General features: G+C 60.0%; 18 protein-coding genes. 5 read left to right on the top strand and 13 right to left on the bottom strand.

Features of this window, described 5'->3' with window-relative positions; translation table 11 throughout:
* Window positions 1-39: 39 nt before the first annotated feature.
* From ACN8ZM_RS39770 to ACN8ZM_RS39760, 3 genes are all read left to right on the top strand, one after another.
* The gene (locus ACN8ZM_RS39770) at window positions 40-1,812 is read left to right on the top strand and encodes a hypothetical protein (RefSeq protein ID WP_420213362.1); all 1,773 of its coding nucleotides are present in this window, start codon (window positions 40-42) and stop codon (window positions 1,810-1,812) included.
* Between the two features lie 140 nt (window positions 1,813-1,952).
* On the top strand, window positions 1,953-2,252 hold the full coding sequence (locus ACN8ZM_RS39765) for an H-NS family nucleoid-associated regulatory protein (RefSeq protein WP_420213361.1): 300 nt from the start codon (window positions 1,953-1,955) through the stop codon (window positions 2,250-2,252).
* A 69-nt stretch (window positions 2,253-2,321) separates the two neighbouring features.
* Entirely contained in the window at window positions 2,322-2,648 is a 327-nt protein-coding gene (locus ACN8ZM_RS39760) for a hypothetical protein (RefSeq protein WP_420213360.1), read from the top strand.
* A 49-nt stretch (window positions 2,649-2,697) separates the two neighbouring features.
* Here ACN8ZM_RS39760 and dnaB read toward each other — a convergent pair whose 3' ends face one another.
* The 5 genes from dnaB to ACN8ZM_RS39735 form a co-directional block, all read right to left on the bottom strand.
* Window positions 2,698-4,071 (bottom strand): replicative DNA helicase, encoded by a 1,374-nt coding sequence (gene dnaB / locus ACN8ZM_RS39755; RefSeq protein WP_420213359.1) that lies wholly within the window; start codon window positions 4,069-4,071, stop codon window positions 2,698-2,700.
* Window positions 4,072-4,678: 607 nt separating this feature from the next.
* A complete protein-coding gene (locus ACN8ZM_RS39750) occupies window positions 4,679-4,990 on the bottom strand; it encodes a hypothetical protein (RefSeq protein WP_420213358.1) in 312 nt (103 codons plus the stop codon).
* Between the two features lie 134 nt (window positions 4,991-5,124).
* Window positions 5,125-5,529, bottom strand: coding sequence for a hypothetical protein (locus tag ACN8ZM_RS39745; RefSeq protein ID WP_420213357.1), 405 nt, complete (start codon window positions 5,527-5,529; stop codon window positions 5,125-5,127).
* A gap of 105 nt (window positions 5,530-5,634) precedes the next feature.
* The gene (locus ACN8ZM_RS39740; protein WP_420213356.1) at window positions 5,635-5,844 is read right to left on the bottom strand and encodes a hypothetical protein; all 210 of its coding nucleotides are present in this window, start codon (window positions 5,842-5,844) and stop codon (window positions 5,635-5,637) included.
* A 587-nt stretch (window positions 5,845-6,431) separates the two neighbouring features.
* On the bottom strand, window positions 6,432-11,789 hold the full coding sequence (locus ACN8ZM_RS39735) for an Ig-like domain-containing protein (protein ID WP_420213509.1): 5,358 nt from the start codon (window positions 11,787-11,789) through the stop codon (window positions 6,432-6,434).
* Between the two features lie 637 nt (window positions 11,790-12,426).
* Here ACN8ZM_RS39735 and ACN8ZM_RS39730 point away from each other — a divergent pair.
* Window positions 12,427-13,041, top strand: coding sequence for a hypothetical protein (locus ACN8ZM_RS39730; RefSeq protein WP_420213355.1), 615 nt, complete (start codon window positions 12,427-12,429; stop codon window positions 13,039-13,041).
* A complete protein-coding gene (locus ACN8ZM_RS39725) occupies window positions 13,041-13,811 on the top strand; it encodes a hypothetical protein (RefSeq protein ID WP_420213354.1) in 771 nt (256 codons plus the stop codon). The genes ACN8ZM_RS39730 and ACN8ZM_RS39725 overlap by 1 nt, the downstream gene beginning before the upstream one ends.
* Window positions 13,812-14,139: 328 nt before the next feature.
* Here the strand turns inward: ACN8ZM_RS39725 and ACN8ZM_RS39720 are convergent, their stop codons facing one another.
* The 8 genes from ACN8ZM_RS39720 to ACN8ZM_RS39685 all read right to left on the bottom strand — a co-directional run.
* On the bottom strand, window positions 14,140-16,284 hold the full coding sequence (locus tag ACN8ZM_RS39720; RefSeq protein WP_420213353.1) for a hypothetical protein: 2,145 nt from the start codon (window positions 16,282-16,284) through the stop codon (window positions 14,140-14,142).
* 62 nt (window positions 16,285-16,346) lie between these two features.
* On the bottom strand, window positions 16,347-17,498 hold the full coding sequence (locus ACN8ZM_RS39715) for a hypothetical protein (protein WP_420213352.1): 1,152 nt from the start codon (window positions 17,496-17,498) through the stop codon (window positions 16,347-16,349).
* Window positions 17,495-18,709 (bottom strand): ArdC-like ssDNA-binding domain-containing protein, encoded by a 1,215-nt coding sequence (locus ACN8ZM_RS39710; RefSeq protein WP_420213351.1) that lies wholly within the window; start codon window positions 18,707-18,709, stop codon window positions 17,495-17,497. The genes ACN8ZM_RS39715 and ACN8ZM_RS39710 overlap by 4 nt, the downstream gene beginning before the upstream one ends.
* A gap of 269 nt (window positions 18,710-18,978) precedes the next feature.
* On the bottom strand, window positions 18,979-19,197 hold the full coding sequence (locus tag ACN8ZM_RS39705) for a hypothetical protein (protein WP_420213350.1): 219 nt from the start codon (window positions 19,195-19,197) through the stop codon (window positions 18,979-18,981).
* Between the two features lie 264 nt (window positions 19,198-19,461).
* Window positions 19,462-20,481: an AAA family ATPase gene (locus ACN8ZM_RS39700; protein WP_420213349.1), complete on the bottom strand. Its 1,020-nt coding sequence runs from the start codon at window positions 20,479-20,481 to the stop codon at window positions 19,462-19,464.
* Between the two features lie 97 nt (window positions 20,482-20,578).
* On the bottom strand, window positions 20,579-23,251 hold the full coding sequence (gene traN, locus ACN8ZM_RS39695) for a conjugal transfer protein TraN (protein ID WP_420213348.1): 2,673 nt from the start codon (window positions 23,249-23,251) through the stop codon (window positions 20,579-20,581).
* Window positions 23,251-24,546 carry a TraU family protein gene (locus tag ACN8ZM_RS39690; RefSeq protein WP_420213347.1) on the bottom strand — a complete coding sequence of 432 codons (1,296 nt, stop codon included), beginning with the start codon at window positions 24,544-24,546 and terminating at the stop codon, window positions 23,251-23,253. The genes traN and ACN8ZM_RS39690 overlap by 1 nt, the downstream gene beginning before the upstream one ends.
* Window positions 24,547-24,548: 2 nt before the next feature.
* A partial coding sequence (locus ACN8ZM_RS39685) for a TrbC family F-type conjugative pilus assembly protein (RefSeq protein WP_420213346.1) occupies window positions 24,549-25,349 on the bottom strand: 801 nt, incomplete at its 5' end.

The following is a 25,349-nucleotide window of genomic DNA, read 5'->3' as shown; positions in this document are numbered from 1 at the left end:
CATTTCCTAGTGCTCTGCCATTCCATCTAGGAGATCAAGATGAACTCAAATGTTCAGCGGTACCGGAATCAATTGTTGGTCGCGCGAATTCTTGCCGGTCGCTACTCGCTCGAGCTGATCGTCAAGGAAGCCGCCGCAACCGCTGCAACCGACGGTCAGCGCATCATTTTCCCGGCTGGCTGGATGCTCGTCGACAATGACGATGTTGCTACGGTTATGGATGGCATCATCGATCACGAAGCGGCAGGACATGGGCGTCACACCGACTTTCGCGCCCGGCGCTCGCGTCGCCCGATCGTCAACCGGATGGAGAACATCCTGGAGGATATTCGGATTGAGCTTGCGGCCGGCGTCGACTGGCCGGGCATTCCACGCAACCTCGAGCGCGCGATCGGTGTCCTCGTTCGTTGGGGTGTATTCGGCGACGTCGACTCTCTATCCTCGCCGGATGTCGCTCCGGGCGCGCTGTTGTGCAACGCGATGCTTCTCAATTGCCGCGCCCGCTTTTTGCCGAAGCAGTCCGAGCATCTGGGTTCTCTCGCAGAAGTATCCGCGAAGGCTGCCCGGATACGGTTTGGCACGGCGTGGGATTCCGCATGGAAACTCGCACAAAAGGCACCGACGCTGACCTCGACGAAAGAAGCCTGCAAACTGGCCGCTCAAATCGTCGAGAGCTTCTCTCTGCCCGCCGAGAAGAACGAGCCACCGGCGGCCGTACTGCACGTACCGGGTGCCGCTGGTGAGCCTGGTGTCGCCACGGATGCAGTTGGGCACGATCCGAGCGAGGTAAGCGATCAGCACGGCAGCGACCCAACGCCGGCACAACGGGCGGCTGTCGCCGCAACGCTCGACGCTACCAGTGCCGAATTGCCGAAGACGGACCTCGGAGATCTCGCCGGCGCCGCCGTCAATGACCACTCGGCGGACGTACGTCGTCGGGTCCCGCTTCAAATCCCGAAGGAAGCCTCCGGTACGGAACCTGTTCCGTACAGTTGGCGCATTCTTGCCACGCGTCTCCGTAATAGCCTGGCCGGGGACCTCGCGGCCGAACTGGACACTCTCGTGTCGCGACGCAGGTTGTTCGGGTACACGGGACGGGATCTGGCGTCCGGCAAGCTGTATCGACTCCGACTCGGGGACGGCCGGGTATTCAAGAAGCGCCAGGAAGTCTACGAGCTGAACACCGCAATTACGTTGCTCGCTGACGTCTCGTCGAGCATGGGTACCGCCCTGGGACTTGTTGAACGTGTAACGATCCAACCTGCTTCTTCGTCTCAAACCTCCTACTCGGACGGCTCTCGTGTCGTTGCAACGCAACGATACAGCGTGACCCGAATGGACGTCGCGGGTGGGGCAGCAATCGCAATCGGCGAGGTACTCGAGCATTTCGAGGTCCCCAACGAAGTGATCGGATTCGGGCGTGCCTACCAGGTCATCAAGTCATTCGAGGACGCCTGGTCATCCGTGGATGGCAGTAGCAACGCGGTAACACTTCGCGCAAGTGTCACGGCAACTGGTATGGCGATGACGATTGCGTTGTCTCGTCTCGAGCTCCGCGACGAAGCGCGCAAACTCCTCATCGTACTCACGGACGGCGAGGCAGCTGATCTGGAGATGCTCGCAAGCGCATATGCATACGCGAGGTATGCGGACATTGAGGTCGTGACGATTTTTATCGGTGGCAGTGTACGGGGGCTTCAACAAACCCGGCACGCCATGCAAAAAGGAGGCTATGCCGGCCAGATGTCCGTGGTGAATAGTCACACAGAACTTCCTGAAAAGGTCGTCGAAGCTGTTCGTCGATCGATTTGATATCCCCCCCTCCCAGCCGCTTTCGACTGGGAGGTTTTTTACTTCCGAGCTTTCGATTAATCCGACAAGCCGCATTTCTGGAATTTTGAGACGGCTGGCAACATGTCAACGTCACTGATCAACCACGAGGAGAAAATAGCATGACGGGGTATCTGGATCTGCTGAACCAGCGCAAGCAACTCGATCAAGAAATTGCCGCGGTTCGAGAGCGGGAGCGCGCGACCCAAATCGAGTCCATTCGCGAAACCATGCGCCTCTACGACATTTCGATCGACGAGATCAAAGCGAAAAGTGGTGGACGAAAGGGTGCGCCTGCTGTCGCGAAGTATCGCCATCCCGATACCGGCGCGACCTGGAGCGGCCGCGGAAAGCGCCCGCGCTGGCTCGGCGACAATCCGGCGCAGTTTCTGATTCAGCCCGCTCCTCAAGCAGCGCTATAACCCGTCGCGGTGCTTACCACCGCGACGACTGATAGGCAAAGGCCGTTGCCCCTACGCAGGAGCTGACATATGTCGACCACCGAGAAATATCTACCAAACGCGATCGCTCTTTCAAACGGCGTCGTTGCGAAGATCGAGCTGGTTCCCATGCCGGAGCTTAACGCGAAGGGGCAATACCCCCTCAATCCACCGAACACCGACATCCAAGTCTCGCTGTTCCGTGACGACAAGCTGATAGAGCGTCGACGTTGGGACAGTTTGATTGGTGATGTAAGCGAAGTGACGCTCGCAGACGGCACTATTCTGGATGAGGACGACCTCTTCAAACTAGACAGCGCCGGATGGCAAGAAATGGGCAATTTCGGTATGGTTCCGACCGTCTGGGCGGGCAGATAGCAGGGCATGCAGTGGCCGCGAAGATTCGCGGCCGTCGCGGCCAATTCCATCACAGCGTGCGTGACGACGCGAAATTCTCGAAGCGGGTATACGGCCCCAGGAACGTCAACCGAACCGTCCCGATTGGCCCGTTGCGTTGCTTCCCGATGATGATCTCGGCCATGCCACGATCGGCACTGTCCGGATCGTAGACCTCATCGCGGTAGACAAAGAGAATTACGTCCGCATCCTGTTCGATCGCACCTGATTCGCGCAAGTCCGCCATGATGGGGCGCTTATTTGCGCGCTGCTCGAGCCCGCGGTTCAACTGCGAGAGCGCGACAACGGGCACATCAAGTTCCTTCGCCAGACTCTTTAACGCACGGGTAATCTCAGACACCTCCTCCGCGCGATTCTGTGTCTGCGTTGCGCCCGACATCAACTGCAGATAGTCGACGATGACCAATCCGAGCCGGCCATGCTGCCGCACGAGCCGGCGCGCGCGCGCGCGAAGTTCGAGAGGGTTCATCGCGCCCGTCTCGTCGATGAAGAGAGGCGCATTGCTCAGCTTCGTGACCGTGTCTGTGAAGCGCGGCCAATCGCCGTCCTCGAGGCGCCCCGTACGCAGGCGCTGCTGATCGATGTGGCCCACCGATCCAAGCATCCGGGTCACCAGCTGCGCCGCGGGCATTTCCAGCGAAAACACGGCCACCGGCAGGCCAAGATTGATCGCCACGTGTTCACCGATATTCATGGCGAAGGACGTCTTCCCCATCGCGGGCCGGCCCGCGACAATCACTAGCTCTCCGCCATGAAGACCCGAGGTCATTCGGTCAAGGTCGATGAAGCCCGACTCCGTGCCCGTTACGTCGGACGCGCCGGGGCTGTTGTAGCGCGCGTCAATCCGCCCAACAACCTCGAGCAGCACGGGACGCATCTCCAGGAAGCCGGCCTGGCTCGACGCCGTGCTTTCCGCGATTGCGAACACCTTTGCTTCGGCCTGGTCGAGCAGCTGACGCACTTCCCTACCCTGCGGATTGAACCCGTCGGCCGCGATCTCGTCGCCCACCGCGATCAGGTTGCGCAACAGTGCTCGGTCGCGGACGATCTCGGCGTACCGGCGGATGTTCGCCGCGCTTGGTGTACCTTGTGCAACGGCGTTGAGGTAAGCCAGCCCGCCGATCTTCTCGGCCTCGCCGCGCGATTGCATCGCCTCGAACACCGTTACGACGTCTGCCGGCCGCCCGGCGCCGATCAGCTCGCTGATGCGCCGAAAAATGAGACGATGGTCATGCCGGTAGAAGTCGGTAGCTGAGACCAGGTCACCGATCGTGTCCCACGCGGCGTTGTCGAGCAGCAGGCCACCGAGCACCGATTGCTCGGATTCGATCGAGTGCGGCGGGATCTTCAGGTCTGACGTGTAGGGATCGTAGAGTACGTCCATGTCCATCTCCGCGCGCGAATCAGCGAATGATCGAAAACCAACGCTTCATCACGCGCGCTACGCTGCCTATTGGCGACGGTCGGCCGGCTCGCCAGGTGCACCATTTCCCGTCGCCGTCCGGACCGCTTACTCGCATGTCATCGTGCAACCGGTAGAGAAAGCGGGTACCCAACTCGCAGGACACACATACTCCGACGGCTTCGACCACTGCGACGCTCGCCAGCGGCCGAGTCACCGAACCTCGAACTGCGTCAGCAGGTAGCTCCCGACTGCATCCGCCGCATTCGCACGTCACGTGGATCCACTGGCATCCATTGGCGAACATGATCGGAAACAGTGACGCGATCGACGGCATCGCGGCTAGCTCTCGATCACGAGCTGAAGTCGGAACGGTCGGCGTGGCCTTCAAGTCGCTACCGCCAGCCTTTCTCGAAGTCTGGATCCAGGATGTACGCCCCTCGTGGACCACAAACAGCGATGGGGTGTTCACGCAAGGCCCGCCGGAACGTGCGCCAGCTGATCTTCCTTTCTTTGAGCAGCAGAAGCGCATTGAGTCCATACCTGATCGCGTACCACATGGCGTACCACATGGCGCCGCCTCCCAACGTCACGCGGTAGTGGCCACGGCCTTGCCCAACTGACGCCGCCCCTCTGACGCGTACCAAACCATCATCGCGAAGTTTCCGACGTGAACGGCATGCCGATGATCGTTCGGGCACTGGATCCCGTGCGCGAGCAGGTTGTCGATAATGTCGGGCAGCAACGCAGGGTCATCCCAGCCCACCCTGTTCTCCGCGACCTTGCGCGCCATGGTGGCTTTCATCTGTGCGGCAAATGCATCGATCGCAGCGTTGATCGAATCGAGCTCGGCAGCCATCTTGGCCTCACTCAGCGTTACGTTGTCGGGCAGTTTTCGCATCAGGCTCCTCCTCGAACCGATCGACGTAAACATAGCGTCGTTCCCGTAGTATCACGACCGGCTACGAAATGCAGAAACAGTCGCCAGAAGAAGAAAAACCCTCGATCACCAAAAGGCGATGCGAGGGTTTGAGGTCAACGTAATTTCTTGCCCGGGGGCAATCCGATGACCTGTCTGTTTTCACTTTGAGCCCAGAAATCTACATCTTGGGCAACAGACGCAGCCATGATTTCTTCGAAACGGACAAAGTCCTGATAGAGGCGCTGACGTTTGAAGTCGCCCTGCCGATCCTTCTCACGGACGTAATCCAGGCGAGCCTGGAAGTCCATGTAGAACCACTTGCTGTTGTACGGCACGAACGCGATGTGATCCCCGATGAAATGCGTCACGGGCCCCGGCATTTCCCCACGAATGAAGCTCGAGGGAACGCTAAGGATCATGCCAGCATGCTTACGGAGCAATGGTTCGTCCAGCCTCGATGTGCCGTAGCACACGGCGGCATACTGCGCACCCGACAACTCAAATTGAGTGACGGACAAGCAGTAGTGCGGTCGTGGACCAGGTTGGTTCGGGTGGGAATCGAAAGGAAAGCGGCACTTCAACACGGCGCCTCGCACAAATGGCGAGGAGCTCATGCTCAAGCCTTATCGAGCGGGCTTTGACGGATCTGGCAGTCGATCGAGCCCGTACTTCTTCCGGAACTCTGGAAGGGTCGTGCCGAGCTTGGCGATCATCTTGTCGCGCATTCCGATCAGCGCTTCAGCCGGAACAGACGCAGCGATGTACCCGGTCACTCCTGACGGAGTCACCACCTTGGTCACCTTCTCGCCGTTCGGTGCAATGAATCGTTCCATAACCCAATCGTACACCCTCATTGCTCGGGCGAACAACCTCCCTATCGGCACACTAGCGTTGAAATGCATGGTGAGTTTCCTCCAAAAGTATGGCCTGCGGCCAAAAGTCGTAGTGGAGAGAAATGTGGGCGCGATCGTGGAATGCCGGGCAAGGTGTCGCTGGCGATACCGAATCGCCCATGCGCATTTGCGTCTCGATCGCCCCCTCCTGCAAGCCAAGCGGTCGAACTGCCGGCGTCGATGCGCGCGCACCTGCGCGCCCGGATCGAGGCGCACGGGGACCCACGCCGCAGGCGTGGGGAGAGCGCCGACCGCCCGGAGGGCGGGCGATCCGGAACGAGCCCAGCAGACCTACATTGTTGTGGAGCGCCCAGGCGTCATCGGGCGGCTCGCTCCGGCAGGTGAAAAAAAGAAGCCTCGACCGGGGAGATCGAGGCTTTCAATGGGGGTAGCGCGAGATTCTTGGGCGAGGGCGCCCTTCCACTACTTCCCTTCACGCGGAGCCAACTTTATCCTTCAACGACCGGTTAGGAATGACACTCGCTATCCCCCATTGAGTACGCTGACTTATGAAACTTCGCGCCGCGTCACGGTCGCGTCCAGGACGTTTGCCCAGTTTGCCCCTTGTCGGTCGTTGCGATAACCCCCGCTGTACGCAGTGCCGCGAGCTGCTGCCCCGTGAACGTGATGAAGGCTGAAGACAGTGCCGTCTTCTCTCCATTGACGAGCCAGCTGATACCGACAACCTTCCCTTGGTTCACCGTGCAAGCCGCCCGCAGCACGATTTCCACGGTCGACCCCGACTGTGCGATCGAGCATACCGGGTTGTCGCCCGTCACGAGGGAGAAGCTCCGCGACGCGGTGAACGATGCCCCCGTCTTCGTCGTGATCGTTGCGCTGATCGTGTGCTCACCGGGCGTCGCGACGGGAATCACGGCTGCTGCAGTCGGGTTCGTGGCCGTCAGTGCCGGCGTACCATCAAGCGCATAGACGATCTGCGAGATCTGATCGCCCTTTGGCATCGAAGTCAGAGACAACACCGCTTGAACGTTCGACGGCGCTCGCGACCATCGGTCACTACCCTGCAATCCGAGTGTGGCGGAAAGCGTAGGCGCATTTCCTACGGTGAACACCTTCGAAAGGGTTTGGTGGTTGCCGCGAGCGTCACTCACCGTCACCTGTACCTGCTGTTCACCCGCCTGTGTGAACGTTGCACCCAGCGTGGCCCCACGTTGGGATGTTACGTTCGCACTCGATGGCAGCAACCAGTCGAAGTTGAACTTCTCCGTGCCAACGTTGCGAGCATCGGCCATATTCTCGTAGTTCGCGGTAAAGACACCGATCGCCGGCGCGCGCGTATCGGGCATCGACATTGCGAGGACCATCTTCGGGAACTGGTAGGTCCACGTCGAAAACGTGAAGCCGGATTTCGTCAATGAGGCATCTTTCAACCCGTCCACCCAGCTCACATACCCGATCGTCGTCTGACCCGGCTGAATCGATACCGTCACCGGATCGAAGCCGTCCTGAGTCGTGCCGTCAGGGAGAAGCCATTGGCCCTTGAGCGTTTGCGTCGTCACCTGATTTTTGTTGAAGGGGGAATTCTGCGTGACGGTGAACGTCGCGGGCTTCCCTGTCTCCAGAACGTGCTGGCCAGTAATGATCGGCTTTGGCAAGGAAAGCGCAGCAACCGAGTAAATCGCGGATGCAGTCCGGGTCCGGAGTGGATTCGCGATCGTGCCGGTACTCTCCTGGCCCGTCAGCGTCACCCAGAGTGTCCCTGCCGTCTGGGGGGTGTACGTCACGGTCTTGCCCGTGAAGGTCTTCGGGTTCTGGTCGTTATAGGCCGTCTTGACGGACCACGTGAACGACGTATCCGCAACGTCCGACACTGCCGTCCACGTCACCGGGCTGCCAGCGTATCCTGCGGTCGCGCCAGAGATCGACAAAGTGGGCCGCTGAAATGCTTCGACCGTCACGGTGTTCGTGTCGCTCGTCAGGCCTGAATACTTGTTCGTCACGACCGCTTTGTACTGGTAGGTGCCCGAGCTGCTGATACGTGGCCGCAGGCCCGGAGACGTCGTGTCACCCGCCGATTGCCACGTCGCGCCGCTGTCCGCCGAGACTGACCAATGGATCGTCCCGATGTCCTGCAGGCGCTTCGAGTCATAGATCACGTTGAGAGCGGGCACAAACGCCGCCGAGCTACTCACAACGCCGCTCGTTGCTTGCGCGACCACCAGCGAAGCAGGAATCGGAGATCCGTTCGAGACCGCAAGCAGAAGGTCGGTGGTACTGACCGACCTTGTCGTAGGACCGTTGCTGTCGAACAGAATCGCCTTCACGACAATGTTTGCGGTTCCGGATGGCAACTGACCGACGGGCAGCGTGAACGATCCGTCGGGGCGCACCGCCGTCGGTGCATCGGACAGCGGCTCGAGCTTCGTCGAGGTGATGACACCAGAAGGCGAGCGCGTGACGGTTTTCACATACGCCTGCACACGCCACTCGCCCATCGTCGCCACGCTGTACGTAAACGCACCACCCTGAAGCATCCCAACCGTTCCTGTCAGTGTTGCGTCCGTAGTAGACACGAGCGAGCCGACCTGCCGATTCAGGTTGATCGTCACGTTCGGCGGCTGCACGCTGAGATTCAAATCGGCGTGCCAGACCTTGTCCGGCCGACGCGTGTAGGAGACGTCGAAGCCATACCGGAGCTTGTCCCACAACGTGTTGTTGGTGGTGTAGATCTGGCCTCCTATGGAATTCGACTGCGTGGCCAGCTTCGTCGCCTTGTTTGACGGGTCGGTCATAACCATCGTAAGGCCCGGGTTCACCGCCGTTGCCTTCATCTGCCCCGCGTACTGGTTCACGCCCAGCATTGCGACCGGATTGGTCATGGACGATCCAGCTGCTTGGGGCCCATTCCCGGCCAGGTACGACCACACTGGCGCCGCGTCATCGAGCGACGTCCCGACCAGATTGATCGTCTGCTTGCCAGCAGTGTAGAAGCCGATCTTGTTCGTCGTCGGGTCACGATACAGCACCCCCGATTCGTATACCGCGCGGTTCTGCCCAACGGTGTGGAGGTACCCGACGATCCCCTGCGGGCTGGTCGTATAGTCGATGAGATCGCCATCGTCCGTGTCGACCTGAAGTGCACATTGATAGCCACCGGGATTCAACGTGCCACCTCGCGAGCTGATGGTCGATTGCAGCGCGTATTCGATACTCCCCGTGCAATCCGTCCCCACACCGGTTTGCGTCGCCACCAGCGTCACGGGCGCAACGTCGACGGTAAAGCTGGTGGCCTTGCCGGCTGGAGCCAACGCGATTTGCTGAGACGGACTCCAGGTGTCCACCTCGGCGACGAGTACGGGAGCATTCGGCGCCACGGTCGAGAGCAAGAGGTACGCCCTGCCGACCAGGTCAGCCGTTGCGGGACTCACGGGTACGTTTAACGCGCTTCCCGCACGCGTGAAATCGTAGGACGATGCCACCGCCTGCGTCGCGCCCGGCGCAACGGTGACACCATTCACCACCAGCGGGATTGTCGAATCAGCGCGCAGCGTCGCCATCACCGGGTACTGACCTGTCACCGCACCACCATTACTGAGCGTGAGCGGCGAAGATCGGATGTTCGTCACGACCTGAGGGACAGCTGGCAAACGAGCAACGCCGTTGGCAAGCCCAAGCGCCGACACTTGCGGTGGAGAATAGAGAAAGTTCAAGGTCGCCGTGTTCTGGCGGCCAAACTTGTTCATTGTCGAAACCGTCAACGTGTAACCCGAATTTGCGTCGGAGGACGGGAACATCATCGGGTACGTCAGACCGTACTGGTTCGGTGTATCCGTCGCCCTCGTTGCAACCTGCACGTCGGTTTTCGTTGGACCGCCGGTGAGAGAAGCCGACTGAATCATCGGTGCCGGGTCATTCGGATCGGTGATAGAAATCAAGATCGAATCGAGCGACTTCACTGCCGCTCCATTCTGCACAGAGAACCCTATCGACGAAGGCGTCTTAGCAATGAGGTACGTCCCGACATCTTGCGAAGTTACATTCCCGGCAGAATCGGTAACTGTCACGACGAAATCGTAATTTCCATCGGGCAAACTACTTCCGTCCCCCACACCGGTAAAGAGTGTGTTCGCGAAGGTCGGATTGACCGGGATCGAGACCGCCTTGCCACCCGTTGCGGGGGTGGCGGAAATGGCAATTGACTGCACGCGAAGGTCGGCCCACGTATTTGGGGCGCCCACCGTTGCTTTCGTCCCAACGACCGTAATGCTGAGCGCCTTCGGATCGTACGTTACCGATGTGATTTGAGGCACCCCTTTGTCAATGACGAACACGGGAACTGTCAGCGTCCCACTTTGAAGTGCGCCATCCGCGCTCCGTATGTATGTGTAATGCATGTACGTGGTAGTCGCACCGCCACTTGCGTCCATCACGAAAGGTCCCGTCAGCACACACGACGTTGCGCCAGCCGGGATTGTGCACCTAAAGGTTTGAGTACCGGCATTCGTCGTGCCAAATAACGTAACAATATTGTCTTCAACGACCTGGTCGAAATCCCGAACCTCGGCATTAGCCGTTATCTGACTGATGGTCGTCCTCTTTGAATACATGTAATGGGGTGTGAATACGGGAACGGAAAGCTGACCTGAGTCCAACGAGTACAAAAATCCCGTAATTGAGGGGGTTGTACGAACACCATCACCAAGCTTCAACTGGTAGTTGAGACTATCGCCCTGACCAACCGTCTTCGAAGCCCAGTACAGGGATTGATCAACGTTCCCACTCTGAGAGAAACCAACAGTAACGAGCTTGTAACCGTACTGACTATCTTGATAGTCAGGCGCCATACTCCCGGGATACGCCGTACCGGCAATGAACCAACCCGTCGCGGCATTAGTTATCCATTCGTCTCGAGGCGCACGAATAACGTACTTGACCGGATTTGCGTACGTGGTCATTCCCGGCGTATACGGCTCATACCCTACAAACGGTGAACCCGGAAGAAAATTTGCAGTCGAATTGGGATTGTAGATCGCTGCAATCGACCACCCCTTGGGACCATGTACTTCACCATTCCAAATGAGGTTGCGCCTTACAACTGAAACATTACCGGCGTTGTCAAAGATATCGAATTCCGCCACAACCGGCCCGATGAAATCTTCCGGAGTAAATGCCATCGCTATCCACGTGCTCCCATCACCTATGAGCACAAGCTGATTGCCGGCATCATACTGAGCCTGCTGCTGGGTATATGTTGTAAGACCATCAGGCGACTTGAGTGAAAATTTTGCGCCCGCAACTCCTGCACCGTTGTCCGTCACTCCATTCACACCAATCCGCATCGTCGTCCAAGGGCCGACCAGGGCACCATCCGCAGGCTGACAGAGATTCGCGAAGTTGTCGTCATAGCATATTCCGTGGCCAGATCCCACGAAGGCCCCTACCTTCGGGCCGCTCGTCGCTTCGATCATCTGGTGTTTGTCAGTGGAGATGACCTTGCCCGTCCCGTCGAGGATATCGGCCTGGAGCACATAGGCGCCGGGGATTGGCGCCGGCAGTTGAAGCTGGGCGCCGTAGTAGGTCTTACCGCCAATCGTGAACGTACTATTGACGCCCACAACGTCGCTCGTGGCCGTCGAAACGATTTGCTGGTTCGTCGTCAGGATAGAGATGCGCACGCGGTTCGCGAGACCCGAGCTGATGCTGAAAGTCATCTGCCCTGCAGCGTTCGCATAGCCTGCGTCCGGACCTGAAGTCTTCTGTACGCCGTCGACTGACGTGAAGTTATATTGGACAAGCGCGGCATGTGCGAACGACGCGGCGGACAGCGCGATTGCACACCCAATCTTCCGAATCCAGGACCCTAGAAATCTAGAGCGCTTGTCGTGGGGAGTACGCCTTATCAGCGCGTCACCACCATTGGTCATTGTCTGCATTTCAACCCCCGAAGTCATCGTATCGGTCCCAGAATCTGGTAACCCACGTTGGAACATAGGGGTGTCACTTCGAGTTAGGAAATCGGACGGATAACCCCGGATGACCACGCGGGGTTTCAGCCGGACTCGCGGGGGCCACGATTATCCTCCCCGTTCCATCGCCCGCTCATTTCTGCATTTGCGACCGTCGGGTCACACTGTCCGTGTCGATTTCAATTCACTTATAGGACCAGCGAAATGCGCAAGACTTGGATCGTTGTATCTGCGGTATGCCTGGGAACCGCCGGCTGCGCCGGCACGGCTGATCAGGCCCGCCTCGGCCGCCTCGAGGACGGTGCCGGCATCCTCACTTTCCGCGTCGGTGAGCCATCGTCGACTGTGGCATACGAAGGCGATGCGCCGCAATCGGCCGGGGTCAGCGCGACCCAAGTGTTATCCGAGGCACGGACCGGGCGGTTGGCTACGTCCCGGGCCCCGCGAAACGTCATCCGGGACGCAGATCGCGCAGCCGCCCAATCGTTGATGCGAGCCTCTATCGGAAGGGTTACGGCGGCGACTGAACCGATCACCGAACCCGGAACACCGATTGCGCGCGTGGAGCTCCTTCCGCAGTTTGACGGAGACCACCGTGGCAACTGACCGGACGCAGCTTCCTGCCACTCAGTCGCTGTCTTCCGCGGTCGTCACAAGCGCGACTGGTACTTCGCTCGTCATAGGTGCAGCAGTCGCGCTCATCCATCGTGATCATGAATCGTCTAGCGCGGTCTCACTGTTGGCATTCGCGCTGATCGGCTGCGCCGGAATTTTCCTTGTCCGACGCAGCGCCCTCAGCTTGGCGGCGCATCGTTTCAGGCGACGATCCGCGCGGGCAATTTCGCGGAGCCTGGACAAGAGCTGGATCCTAGAGTGCCCGGACGGACAACCGGTCCCGATCGCCGTGCTGACGTCGCCGACTGGCGAACGGTGGGTAGTGTCGATTCACCGGCTTCAACACGCGAAAGTCCGCCGCGCGTTCGGAGGCCTCGGTGGACAACGTCTCTTCCTCGGCCGCCAGGAAGCCGACCTTTCCGGTCTCGCGCATGCGGCAGGCGCCGCCTTCGATGGGCACCCGATTGCATGGCTACCTGGTGTGCCCGGAAAGGCCGGCGTATTCGAGTCTGCCAACGGCCTGCCGATCGCGACGGGCAACGTGCGGGCGCTATTGGAGTCGATCGGCGCGCGCAAAGCGTGGAGCCTGTTCTGATGCGTACCGCCGTGCAGCGCTCAGCGCCGATGCAGAGCGGCCCTTCGGGTCGCTTCCACCTGATGCTCCCACCTGCCCCCGGCACCAGCGCGGATACGTTGGCACGCGTGTTTATCGGTTGCCCCCGAATCCGTCGTATTGTCTTCAGCGTTGCCGACAGACGTGGCGTTCACCAAGAATTCGAGTCAATCCTGAACGACACGTTCATGGCATGCATTCCGATCTTCGGCCAGATCGATGTCCCGGTGAACATCTACAGCTACGTCTATCGCACTGCAGACAACCTTGCCCTAGCAGCCTTCCGGCAGGCCGTACAGTACGAGTCCGAAGAGCTGGTCACCGACATGGAAGAGGAAGAGGCTCGCCAATCGATCGAACCTGACATGTTGGAGCGATCGCCTCTGTCCTTGCTGGAGTCACGCGAGGAGGAGACGTCGACCGCGCGGCACCGTGCGCGATTTAGAGAGAAGCTCGAAAGGAGCGCATTCCCGAAGCACATTTCACGTGATCTGGAGCAAAACCTGCGCGGCACGAAGGTACGCCAGCGCGGGCAGGTTGTTCAACGGGATAAGCCAGAGCATCCTCTGGCTTCGGACCTTCGCGCCATCCGATCGACGCTAGGTCTCACCATCTCCGAGTTCGCCGAACGATGCAGCGTGCCGAAAGCGCGAATGTGGTCCTATTTGCGTGGACTTGTGCAGTCCGATAGCGTAATGAATGACGTGCTATCTACGGCCCGCTTGCTTCTGCCGGTCACGACGAAGGATTGATGACCAGCCGAGTAGGCATTCAAGCTGTCGATTGGGCCGCGCCATCGCAGGCGCGCAGCCTGCTGCCGAACATCGGCCGCGCCTCGTTCGTAGGCGGCCGCAAGCGCGGCGTTGCGCGAGAATCGCCGCAGTTCCCGGGAGCCACGAAAGTCTCGGCGCCCGAGGCCGTACGCTTGCGCAATAGCCCAATCGTGGTAGTCGCCCCTTGTCTTCTCACTCAGGAGGCCGGCCACGGTTCCCATGAACCATGCAGCTCGAATCTCCCATCCGTACCAGATCGAAAAACGTCGAACCGACTTCGCTCGCGGCGTACCAACTACCGAAAGTCTCACCATGCTTCCTCCACGGCTCGCCCTACTCCGGCCGGAAGCGTGATGCGCAAGATCTTCACGCCATCGACGTTCAAGATATCGGTCCCATGGATCCGCCCCGTCTCGACGTCGGCGAGAAACGCTTCAGCGTCGGCGTATCCGAATGTATCCAGATGGAGGACTTCGACCAGGTGCTCACTGTCGCCACGGACCATCAATACCCCCGAGGCTTCGTTCACTCGGCCCTGAATAGTCCCGCTCGCCAGCCCGCGCTTCGCGTGCTCAACAAGTACCGCTGACGCGATTGGCTTGGTCGACACCGAGGTGACTACTTTGGCCGCCACCACCGGCTGGGAAGTTGTCGGTTGTGCAGCGGACGTCGCACCACTCGGCGCGTCCGATTGCTCGACGGGTGTGGGTGAGTCAAATGGCGCCGGTGGCAAGCTGCCCGCGGTGTCACTCGCGCCGGGTGCACTCTCGGCAACACGGTCTGACACGTCGGGAATGACCCAACCGCCCGTATCCGGCCCGGCCGATGCATTAGGCTTCCGCCCCCGTCGGCCAGCGCTGCCGGTCCGGAAGTGCCGGATCTCGGGAACCAGGTTGTTGTCCTGCAGTGCCAGCAACTCCGGGAAGACTTCCTTCGACAGCTCGAGCACCAGAACCGAGCCGAGTTTGAGGACCTCCTTGCCGCGCTGATGGACCGGTTTGATCGCGGTCTTCGTCTTCACATTCTCGAAATACTGCGTTGGCTTGTACATACGTGCGACGTACGTCAGCATCTCGGGCGATCGCGTACGCGCATCCTCGAAGTCGAGATACAGCGCGCCCTGTTCAAAGCATGCGGAGAGGATCTTCCTCGTTAGAGGATCGACGCCGGCCCCGGAAAAGTTGCCCTCCATCTCATCCTCCAACTCGCCGCGAGCCGCAACCAGCTGCACAAACTGGTCCTCAACGAGAAAGAGCAGAGTCTTGCCCAAGTGCGGAAAGTGGTATTTCCAGCCGAGGTTCCGACGACGATCCTGACCGTTGACACGCCCTGGCTCGAGGACAAGCTCCCTCACCAGATTCCACAGTAAAAGCTGCCGACCTGCCTCTGATTTCGCCTCGAACAGCTTCGTTGCCGGCACCTCTTCCGGTCCGGTCGCCGTTTCATCGGTCAGCCGCGCGCCTTCACGATTCTCCAGGGCCGAGCCCTCGCCGTCCCACTTGATCAATAGCTCCGTGATCGCATGAAGGCGATCCGAGCGGACCGTTTTCGGCGAGCTCATCGGCATGCTCTGCGGCGTGTGATAGTACGCACAGCACAGCAGCAGTACATCTCGATCCTCGTCCGGAAGCGCCCAGAATTCCGGCATGCGAGCGAGACAGCGGGCCCCGACTTTGTCGTGATCGTGCCGGCTGCCGACAGGCGCTCCGACCTTCTTCGGATCGTCCGGCGCGAACTCGTAGCACTCGATCTTTCCGATGTCGTGCGCAATGCCCGCGAGCAGGATGAGCGGGTCTGACGAGTTGAAGGTGTACTGCGGGTCGAGCAGGGGCAAATGCGGTTTTGCGGGGTTGACGGGATAGGAAAACTGCGGCGCGTTCCACTCCATCAGGAAGGCGATCAACAGCGAATGCTCGATCAGTGACCGCCCCCCATGATTTCGGGGGCCGTCCTGTACATGTGTGGCGGGAAGGTGCCGGTAGCGCATCAACACCCGCTCGAGCTTGTCCAACAGCGCCGCGTGCGCGGGGTAGCTCTTCGCATAGTGCTTGCGCCACACCTCGAGCATGTCAGTCGGCGGTCGATCTCGCTTCATGATCACGTTCGCAAGCGATGATACGGACCGCAGTATTTCGTCAGAGACGCGGTGTTCGGCGGCTTCGAGCTCCTCCACGATGATGGGAACCCGCCCGAGGCCTGTGATGACCCCGGCGCCCGCGTGACCGGCCACACCGTCGAGGGTGAACCGACGGTAAAGGTAGATCGAGAGCACCGCGACGGATGCCCCTGCGGCCACACCGGCGAGCGGCCAACGCAACGTGTCGATGTAGAGCTGAAGGTCGAGCAGGGAAGCAAGATCGACCCGGTTCAGGTAGACCGAATAGCCTGTCACCGCGAACAGCCAAAACCCCAGCACGGTGACGACCGACGAAACAAGTGGTTCGCGATGCATCACAGATATCCAGAAGGGTAATGGCGGCCTCGCCTACTCTCAACGCGGCCGCGCATGTGCGATCAGCGGGAGAGGCCGAGCGAGCTCAGATCTTCATCGGAGAGGCCCGCGCCGTCCATCGCAGGCGCCAAGGTCGGGCTCGCTTGCCGCTCGACCGCTTCGGCATTCGGTTCGACCTTCTGGATCGTCGCCGTCGCCACCTGCTGATCACCCACGACGGCCCGTCGCGGCGCAGCCGGCGATGGTGCCACCTGAAAGATCCATTCCGGCGTGCGCTCCTTCCAGAGCAACCTGCCGCCACGAATCCCATCGATGTAAAGAATATCGCGCTCGACCGGCTGTGTCGGCACATCGATCTGGATGATCGGTGTGCCCGTCACATACGGCTTTCCGGTCGATTGGTTGATTTCGTCGGTCACTTTGATCCCGGTCACACGGTACCGACCGGTCGCATAAATCGGCGCCCCGACACGGATATCCTCCGACAACTTCTCGGCAAGCTTCCCATAGAAGATCACCGGGATATCCTGGCGTTCGTTGGCCGTCTGGCGAATGAGCATAATGAGGGCGGCGCTCTTCTCGCCGGTCGGGTGGCGAAAACGCTTTGCCGAAACGATGCCTGCGACCTCGACCTTGTTCGACGCCCCGTTACTACGATAGCCAGACCCGAATGGCTTGAACTCGGTGTTGTTCGGTGCGCTCGCAGGCACCGCTTTCTCGAATGCGGTGAGCGGAGGCATTTCGAGCGCGTTGATGCGCCCGAAGCCACGCGCTATCACGCTGACGCGCGGTTGCTCGTCACCTTCAGCGCGAAAGCCACGAAGCTGGCAAATGCACTTGAGCCCCTGGAACTCACGTGCATGCTTCGGCAAATCGATACCAGGCGGCAGGTCGACCGGCACCATCAGGTTCTCGTTATTGGTCAACTGCAACCAGAACCGCCGCGTTGCGCCGTCCGGGACAACGTGAGGGTTATCGCGGCGAATATAGCCAGCCAAATAGCAAACGTTTTTGAATCCGACGAAGTACTGGTGTTGATCGGGGTTGCGCTGTGCGTCGAGCGACAAGGGCTTCATCAAGGGCTCCTCTTCTGCGAATAATTCGGCAATGACGGTGACGAGAGGGTATCGGGCAAATCGAAAATGCAGAAATGCGGCGCCAGGGATAAAAAAATCCCCAATGTCGAAACCGACAATTGGGGATTGGGAGTTCACCAGGAGTTCATCCAGTCCGGTTGTTCCTCGATGACGTCAGGCTCTGCGACGGCTTTCGGTGCGGCGGCATCGGCGGCGCCCGCCGTACCCGCCGCGCGCCGCGGACTCCGCTTCCGCTTCACCGCCCTCGGCACGTCAGCTTCTGTTGCATTTGCCGTCGAAGCTACTTCCGGCTCGGGCACCGTGACCGCAGCTGACGTAGACGAGGAGGTCAGCGCCTCGCTCGTCGCTTCCTGCGGAGCCCCCTCGGTCGCAGGAGCAGCGGCAGATTCAGGCTCCACTGCCGATGCGTCCGCCGGGGGATTAGAGGGGGGCAAGCTTGGGGCCGGGCCAGCTTGCTGAGCTGCGCCAAAAACCTGTTCCTCGATCGCCTTGCTCAGCGAATAGGCCGTACCGCACACCTTCATGAAACGATTTCCCAGATCAGGCACAACGGGTAGGCGGTCCTCTATCACGTCCATCGCGCCCGTCCGACGCATGAATGCGATATCGGCCCCGAGGCGCTCGACCAGCTCAACCTCGTACGGCTCGAGCGGGTCGGACTGGGTCATTTCCTGCAGCCATTTCCGCAGCCGCGTTCCAGCCACCCGGCATTCGGACCACCGGGACAACAGGTTTGCAGGATCGCCCACTGAAGGCCCGGGATCGAAGCTGAACTCGACGCATTGTGCGACGTTGAAGAGCTGGACCGGCTGAATTACCCGGGAACCCGTCTGTGTTGGCGCCGCCGCGGTGCCACCTGTCGGGTCGTCTGGGCGCGGCGCACCCGTGTCGTCCGAGGTGCCGGCCGTCGCGACCTGTACCCGTGATCCCGACTGCCCCGCGTTCGTCTGCTTACGGCCGAAGAAGATCGCGTCGGTATGCACCGAGTCTCGCTTAACCGTAAACCCGTTCTCCTTCAACGCTTTAAAGCTGCCCCAAAGCGCGGACATGAACCGGCCACGATCCTGTTCCGCCAGCAATACGAACACGTTGGTACCGACATAGGGTGAACCGTCGGCGATCTTCTTCGGCAGGCCGATCAACCCTTTCCATGGATGACTCGTCAACAGCGAGCGTTCCGTGAGCCAACGGTTTGCGCGGTCAGCCGCATCCCGGCAACGCTCGACACGGCCGGTTCCCTGCCCGCCGATCGTACCTGACGCACGACGCCTACTCGTTGATTTTGTTGCGGTCCCGCGTGGACGCGGACTGGACGTCTTGATACCCATTGCTCTCTCCTTTTCGAGTTGGTGGAAGTGGGGTTTCTTCCATTGCCATTGCGGAGAGAGATGCGAGTGAAGATATGGAATGCGGGAATACTCGCCTGGATGCGGGAACCTTCGGGGTCGTCAGGGCAGGATTCGCTTTCAGCGGCATGCCAGGTGTGTGATCGCAGCCGTGGGCAGCCGCCTGCGCACGGCCGCCCTGGAAAGCCGCAAAAAAATACCCTCGCATGCTTAGCATGGAGGGCGTGAGGTCAGAATGGGAGCGGACGGACTCATCGGTCGGCACGGTCGACGTGTGATCGTCCAAAGTGAGCGATCCGACGGCGCAGCATTCGAATTGTGGATGCATTTGCCGCGAGTTCTGACCGGGTGTAGCCGATTTCTCCATTTGCGTCGGGACACATCATCGCTTCGATGCCTCGGTCGCTGACGCCGAGCAGCGCAAGACGCCGGCGATCGTCGATGCGCAGCAAAGCGTTGACATCATGCATGTAGCGGTGCCGAACCTTTGCGCTGGACAACTGCGACTTAAGTCGAGATACGTCGGGAAATGGTGCGTCCACTGGTCGCTGATTTACTACACCGAGGGGATTTTCCTGGGGGTGGCACATGTGAAGCTCCTGTTCAGATTACCGGGCGGCGCCGGAAGCGTTGCGAACAGAGATGTACTCGCACAGATGGAATGACGGAAAGCGAGATACCGTGACCATTAAATAAAGAGGCGGCGTCCACCAGAGTGAACTGCCGCCAGACGGTCAGGAATTGCTTGGGGCCTGTTTCAAAAGCTGCTTTCGCTGCAGGAGCTGCGTGACGGTGTTACTGATCATCGTGCGATCCTGATCGGGTACGCGGAACAGCATCGTCGTCTGCAAGGCAGAAAGGATGTTCTCGGCCTGCCTTTCGGGCGTCGTTTGGCGGTGTACCTGGCGCGCCCATCCGTTGAGTAGCACGCGCGTAGAGATAGCGACGCTCAGATCGTTGCTCCTCTGCGATTCGCGCGTGGCAGTGGTAACGTCCATCATCACCTCGATCACTTGGCTGTCGAGTCGTGGGTACATCCCCTGCAGCAGCGCACGTTCTTGCTCTGCGGGCATGTAGTCGAGTCGAATGCCGAGCAGGAATCGATCGAGTAGGGAGTCGTTCTGCCGGCGCGTGCCGCGATATTTCCCTGCGTCGGTGCCGTCGATCGCATTGCCCGTCGCCGCGATCCGGAAGTTCGGATGTGGCATGACTCGTTCCGAGGTCGCTGAAATGAGGAACGATCCGCCGTCGAGGATCGTGTTCAATCCGCCAACAACTTCAGGTCGCAGGAAGTTGATCTCGTCGAACAGCAGGATGCTGCCGTTGCGCATCGCGCGGGTGACAGGTCCATCCACCCACATCATGCCGCCGCTCTCGTTCAAGGTTCTCGTGCCGATGAGATCCTCGAACTCAAGCTCGCCATGACACGGGACCTTGATGCAGCCGAACCCGATCCGTGCAGCAAGCTGCTCGATGAGTGAGGTCTTGCCTGAGCCGGTCGGTCCGGTCAGCATGAGGTTTGTCTTCTGTCCGTCCTTGCCCTCGTCGTTGATCCAGAACTGCAGGATCAGCATCTGGTCCTTCGTGAACACATAATGCGGGTTTGACGGAGGTGTGTCTGCACCAGGTGCCACGGTCCGGATTTGCGCACGATTGCGAACCTCGGGAGGCACCTCGATATCGAACAATTTGTCGATGAAGTTCAAGCCCGGTGCAGGCATTGCGTCTTGTTGATTCTGAACGGCGTTCAGCATTCGGATCTCCATGTTCAAAAGTGCCCTGTTCGGGCAAGTAGATAAGGCGTTGCCCAAGGAGATGTCCGAAAGGCCGTGGAACTGAAGCGCTGCAGCATCATTTCGGTTGTGGCGGAGCGATGCAGTTGGTCGGAGCTTGATTCGGCGGGTCGTTGTACTCGACCTCGATGACCGCGAACCCTTCGCCCTTCCCACCAACAGAAAGTTGCGTCTGCGTCGATACAATGCCACCGCGCTTGAATATCGCCGTCAGATCAAGAAAGCCGGGTGTTGTCGTGCCGGGGGGATTCCAGACGACCTGAGACGGCAGTGGTGAACCGAAGGCGATCCAAGAAGTCCCGTGTTCACATGTGCCCCCCGGTTTGAAGAGTGCACTGGTATAGAAATACGCAGATGTAAACACGTCCTGCGAATTTATCTTCACGTTGATGTCGTCGTCCCACTCAACGTCTGTCATGCGGGCCGAAACAATCAGATCGGGTCGCAGTACCTTGAAGTTGTAAACCTGATTCCACAGGCGAGTGCAGGTATCCGTAATGTAGTCGTTGTCCTGCCTGCCAAGATTCAGTTGAATGCAGTGTGCGCCAGTCTTCGGCGTGCAATTCGTGATCTGGTCGAACCCGTAGTCGGACTGGACGGCACCATAGGGGACGATGACGTCCGGAGGAGCGACAGCAGGACCCTGGTATGTCGGGATGCCCTTCGGATCGGTGTAGCAGGTCGCCTGCGTCAGGGTCGCATTTTCACGCGACGCCTCGAGGCGGCCGCCGGCAGTCAACTGGTCAGCCCGGGTCTTGATGTTGTCAGCCTGATTGATCGCTGGCCCATTACCGCCGAGGTAGTAGGACACCATACTTGTTGGGGTGTTGCCTGAAGCGTTGACGCGGTCCGCTACGTCCTGCGAGTTTTGCGGCAATCCGAACCCGGTCTGCTGCAGCGTCTGCAGCCACTCACTGAGGTCGACCTTTGTCCAGTCGACCGACGCAAGTTGTGCCGGCGAGAATCCGCTGCAGTCCGGATTGTCCGACGCTCCGTAGCCACCGTTTCCAGCCCCGGGCGAAATCTGCTGCTTGATCTGCTGCGCGAGCACTCGGGATACCATCGAGCTGTAGCAGCAGGCTTTCGTCGTTTCCACCAGGCAAAAAAGACCGCCGTTCGCAGAGCAATATGATGGCATCGTTACACACAGCTTGTTCTTCTGCTTCACCCCCAGCTGCAACTCATCTGGAGAGCAGGCAGTTGCGAACTTGCCGATCGTCGAGGCGACCGTGTAGATCATCATGGCCGTATTGAACGCTTGGTACGCCTGCATAACATTCTGGGCGACCTGAGGTCCAACCAACTCAGTGAGTTGCGTCTGTACGAAGTCACTGATACCGCTGGAGATCGAGCTGCCGCTCCCATCGACGCTCAGTTCGGCGCCCGCCTGAATCTCCGTACCCGCGCCAGCGCCCAATGCCTCGGTTCCGAGACCTGCCCCGACCGAGCCAGACGACAGCATATTACTGAGCCCCCCTTGCAACTGCCCCGCTAAATCGGAGATGCTCGAGCCGACACTTCGGACCGCGTTTGTCAGCGGGCTCAATGCGTCCTGCACCTGCGTCGCGAGCTGTGCCTTGAGCTGCTTGACCTGAGGAATCATGTCGGAAAGCGAGATCAGTGACAGAAGGCTCAAAGAGCTGGCCGCCTGTGCCCCCATCGCGCAACAATTGTTCGTCAAGCCGACACCGGATCCCACGTAGTTATTGCATGAGTTCACGGTGCCCTGAAACACAGTCGGCGTGCACTTCGCCGGAAATGCACCGACCGGCTCGGGGGCACCGTACAGCTGGCAGCTTGCCGGAATGTCGTTCGCAATCGTTCCGTCCAGGTCTTGCGGACCGCCGCCACAAGTAATCTGTACCGGCTTGCCCGATTCCTGACAGATGTCTTGCTTCTTTGGAACAGTGATCGTGCAGCTGGCGCATTGTGGCTGGCTCGGATCAGGAACAGTAACCAGCTTGGTGATCTGCTGTGGGGTGCAACTGTTGGTCTGGCTTGGCGGCTTGCCTGTCTCCTGACAGACCATCCCGCTGTGGATCCCGTTGATGATCTGCGCCGCGGCCGCGAAGCTCCCGAAGTCGGCGTTCGCCTCGCTTCCCGGGTTGTAGCAACTGTTCCCCAGGCATTGCACGACGCCCGAACAATTCTGGGCGACGCCGCCAGACGACATCGATGTCGACGTGCACCCGGAAAATAGGCTCGACATCAATCCCGCCTGGCCGGCAGGATCACCACCCTTGTTGATCTGCGTAAGGTTGTCCGCTGCCGACGATCCGATCCAGGTTCCAAGGTTGCGATTGCCCGCTCCTTGATTGGCCGAGTAGTACAGCCATTGGGCCGGCGTAGAGCCATTGCCACCGGCGCCGGCCGCCTTATCGTTCAGCTGCTGCTGATATGCCGCCCCTTGCAGATTCTGTGCGTTCCCCGTGCCACCGTACTGTCCGGTGAATTGCTGCAGCGTGCCCTGGTTGTATTGCGAGGGCAAAATATCGTTCGCGCAGACGGTCCCTTTCGTCGAGTCGCAACCGCCTTGTCCGCCCTGCCCGTAGTTGACGTTGCCAGTTGCGATGCCGTTACCCATCTGGACGAAGTTCGTGCTTCCAGGCGAACCCAGGAGCATGTTCTGCCCATCGACAAATGGATCCGCCAATGCAAGACCGATCGACGCGTACAGCAATGCCGTTGACGCGACGACGCGCGGCGCAATCCTGCTCCAGATAGCGTGCATCAAAACACCCCTACACAGCAGTCGACCCAACGCCAAATGAGGTACACCTGGTCCTCCCCGGTCCCTGGCCGCGTCCTCCACATACCCCATCGGAAGGGCGTCTCCCCGATCCGATGTGCGCAACGGCCATTCGTGACCGAGCCGAAATCCACGACCTGGCCTGCCGAGCTCGGAGAAGTCGGGGCGGTGCCGGGCCCCGTGTTGGCGCCTTGGGTCATCCCGGGAGAAATTGATGCTGGCTGCCCGTTCGCGCCGAAACCACCCGAGAACGGAATTCCACTACCGGCCTCCGCAACCGGGAACAGCATCGAAACCTTGAATGCCGATTTCTGCAGCGGGGGCGAGAACACCGGCTGGCACATACCGGACACGACGTCGTCACCCAACGTCCGGTTGGCGAGCGACGAAACTGGCATCTGGCTGAACAGCAGCATCGCCCGCGCCATGACAAGCGACGAGTTCTGCACCTGACTCGACATCCCGCCGAAGCCGTCGAGCGGAAATGCGTTGCCCCAGCATCCCATCGCCCAGAACATCAGATCGTCGGTTTGAGGGGTGAGTCCGGAGCTGGCAAGCGCGCAGCTCACCGGCAATGCAAGCATCGCCGCGGGGTTCGCGAAGATCGCGGTCTCGGGGTTCATGTACCCCGCGAGCTCAGGCTTGTCCCAACCGGGAATCTCTTCCGATGATGCAGCGAAATCGAGTCCCAAAGCGCCGTCCGGATTGCAGGGGACGTTCAGCAGCTGAAGCATCTGCATCAGCGGAAACTCAAACATGTTGAACTGCCGCAGACCCGACTCACTCGGGCTGGAATCGTCGTCTTCGCCGCCCAGCGCTGGCCGGCCGAAGTTGCTGATTCCGTTTGGCAAGCCTCCACTGCTGCCGAGGCCGTCTGGTGGCGCACTGGTGAGCGAGATCCCACCGAGCGTCGGCGAGCAGTACGGATACCGAGTGGTCTCAATAAGCTTGTCCGGCATCCAGAACCCGATCGTAAAGCCGACCGTCGGCAACTTGCCCGGTCCGCCAGCACACTCGCAGAAAAGGTGTCGCGATGCGTTGTACGGCGCACCGATTCCGTCGGCTGGCGAGAATAGGTCGAACCCGGCGATCCGGAGCGGAAAGATCGACGACCAGCACACGCCATTGAACAGATTCGAAAAAATGTGTGCATCTGGGCACGACAGGTTCGACATTCCCATAGCGCTGCTTTGTGCGTAGGCTCCGCTCCCTGGCGCGATGGTTGGACCGGAGATCAGGCACGCGGCGAAGAGCAACGAAAAAAGGAGTTTTCGCATGGTCATTTCCCCGCAACGAGCGACGCGGGCGTATAGGTCGTTACACGCATCGCCCGCCCTTCCTGCTCGACCCGCGTTGGAACAGTACGGATATCGAATCGACTGACAGCCTGCTCGTTCAGGGGGAACGTGCGGGTACCGAGCACGTTCCATGTCGGCCGCCCGTCGGAGTGCATCGCGTTTCGCGTGACGTAGACGAGAGTCTTGGGATTCGTTTTAACGATCGCCGACGCCCAGCGCAGTTGCCGAGCGTCATACGGATCGATAGCGACGACCGTGTAGGGGAAGCGCTGCAGGTCAAGCGGATTGATACGTGTACCGCGTGCCGCGAGCAGCTGCCCGTTTGCTGGATTCGTCACGTCGCGCGACAGCGTAATACTGGGGTCGAACAGATGGCTCTCGGTCTTCGATGCGACTGGGATCTCGACACCGTTGAACGGCGCTTGCACCGCCGACTGTCGCGCGTGCGCGATCTGTTTGCTCCAGTCAATCCGCGCCATCCGCTCGCGAATGACATCGAGAATATTCGGCTCGGCGATAGCGTACGTATTCCCGACCACGCGCCCGGCGCGACCGCGCTCGATCTCGTCGATCGCCCCGTCGACGGAAATCTCGCCCGTCAGCTGATACCAGTGCTTGTCCGAGGTACGTTTGTGCAGCGTGACAGGCACGACGGATACACCGTATTTTTCGAACGCTTGCGGATCGATGAAGACCGTGGCCTCGGGCTTCCCTTGGGGCATCGCCTTCTTGATTTTCCCGATCAGCTCTCTGAAATATGGGGGCTTCCAGCCGCGCAGCAA

Source organism: Burkholderia aenigmatica, from assembly GCF_048627025.1.
GTDB classification, from domain to species: Bacteria; Pseudomonadota; Gammaproteobacteria; order Burkholderiales; family Burkholderiaceae; genus Burkholderia; species Burkholderia aenigmatica.
This window is presented reverse-complemented; position numbering and strand designations above follow the sequence as displayed.

Excerpts from the sequence above, each read along its gene's own strand:
- ACN8ZM_RS39770 (WP_420213362.1), top strand. The coding sequence starts at position 40 with ATGAACTCAAATGTTCAGCGGTACCGGAATCAATTGTTGGTCGCGCGA.
- ACN8ZM_RS39765 (WP_420213361.1), top strand. The coding sequence starts at position 1,953 with ATGACGGGGTATCTGGATCTGCTGAACCAGCGCAAGCAACTCGATCAA.
- ACN8ZM_RS39760 (WP_420213360.1), top strand. The coding sequence starts at position 2,322 with ATGTCGACCACCGAGAAATATCTACCAAACGCGATCGCTCTTTCAAAC.
- dnaB (WP_420213359.1), bottom strand. The coding sequence starts at position 4,071 with ATGGACGTACTCTACGATCCCTACACGTCAGACCTGAAGATCCCGCCG.
- ACN8ZM_RS39750 (WP_420213358.1), bottom strand. The coding sequence starts at position 4,990 with ATGCGAAAACTGCCCGACAACGTAACGCTGAGTGAGGCCAAGATGGCT.
- ACN8ZM_RS39740 (WP_420213356.1), bottom strand. The coding sequence starts at position 5,844 with ATGGAACGATTCATTGCACCGAACGGCGAGAAGGTGACCAAGGTGGTG.
- ACN8ZM_RS39735 (WP_420213509.1), bottom strand. The coding sequence starts at position 11,789 with ATGACCAATGGTGGTGACGCGCTGATAAGGCGTACTCCCCACGACAAG.
- ACN8ZM_RS39725 (WP_420213354.1), top strand. The coding sequence starts at position 13,041 with ATGCGTACCGCCGTGCAGCGCTCAGCGCCGATGCAGAGCGGCCCTTCG.
- ACN8ZM_RS39720 (WP_420213353.1), bottom strand. The coding sequence starts at position 16,284 with ATGCATCGCGAACCACTTGTTTCGTCGGTCGTCACCGTGCTGGGGTTT.
- ACN8ZM_RS39710 (WP_420213351.1), bottom strand. The coding sequence starts at position 18,709 with ATGGGTATCAAGACGTCCAGTCCGCGTCCACGCGGGACCGCAACAAAA.
- ACN8ZM_RS39705 (WP_420213350.1), bottom strand. The coding sequence starts at position 19,197 with ATGCATGATGTCAACGCTTTGCTGCGCATCGACGATCGCCGGCGTCTT.
- ACN8ZM_RS39700 (WP_420213349.1), bottom strand. The coding sequence starts at position 20,481 with ATGCTGAACGCCGTTCAGAATCAACAAGACGCAATGCCTGCACCGGGC.
- traN (WP_420213348.1), bottom strand. The coding sequence starts at position 23,251 with ATGCACGCTATCTGGAGCAGGATTGCGCCGCGCGTCGTCGCGTCAACG.
- ACN8ZM_RS39690 (WP_420213347.1), bottom strand. The coding sequence starts at position 24,546 with ATGCGAAAACTCCTTTTTTCGTTGCTCTTCGCCGCGTGCCTGATCTCC.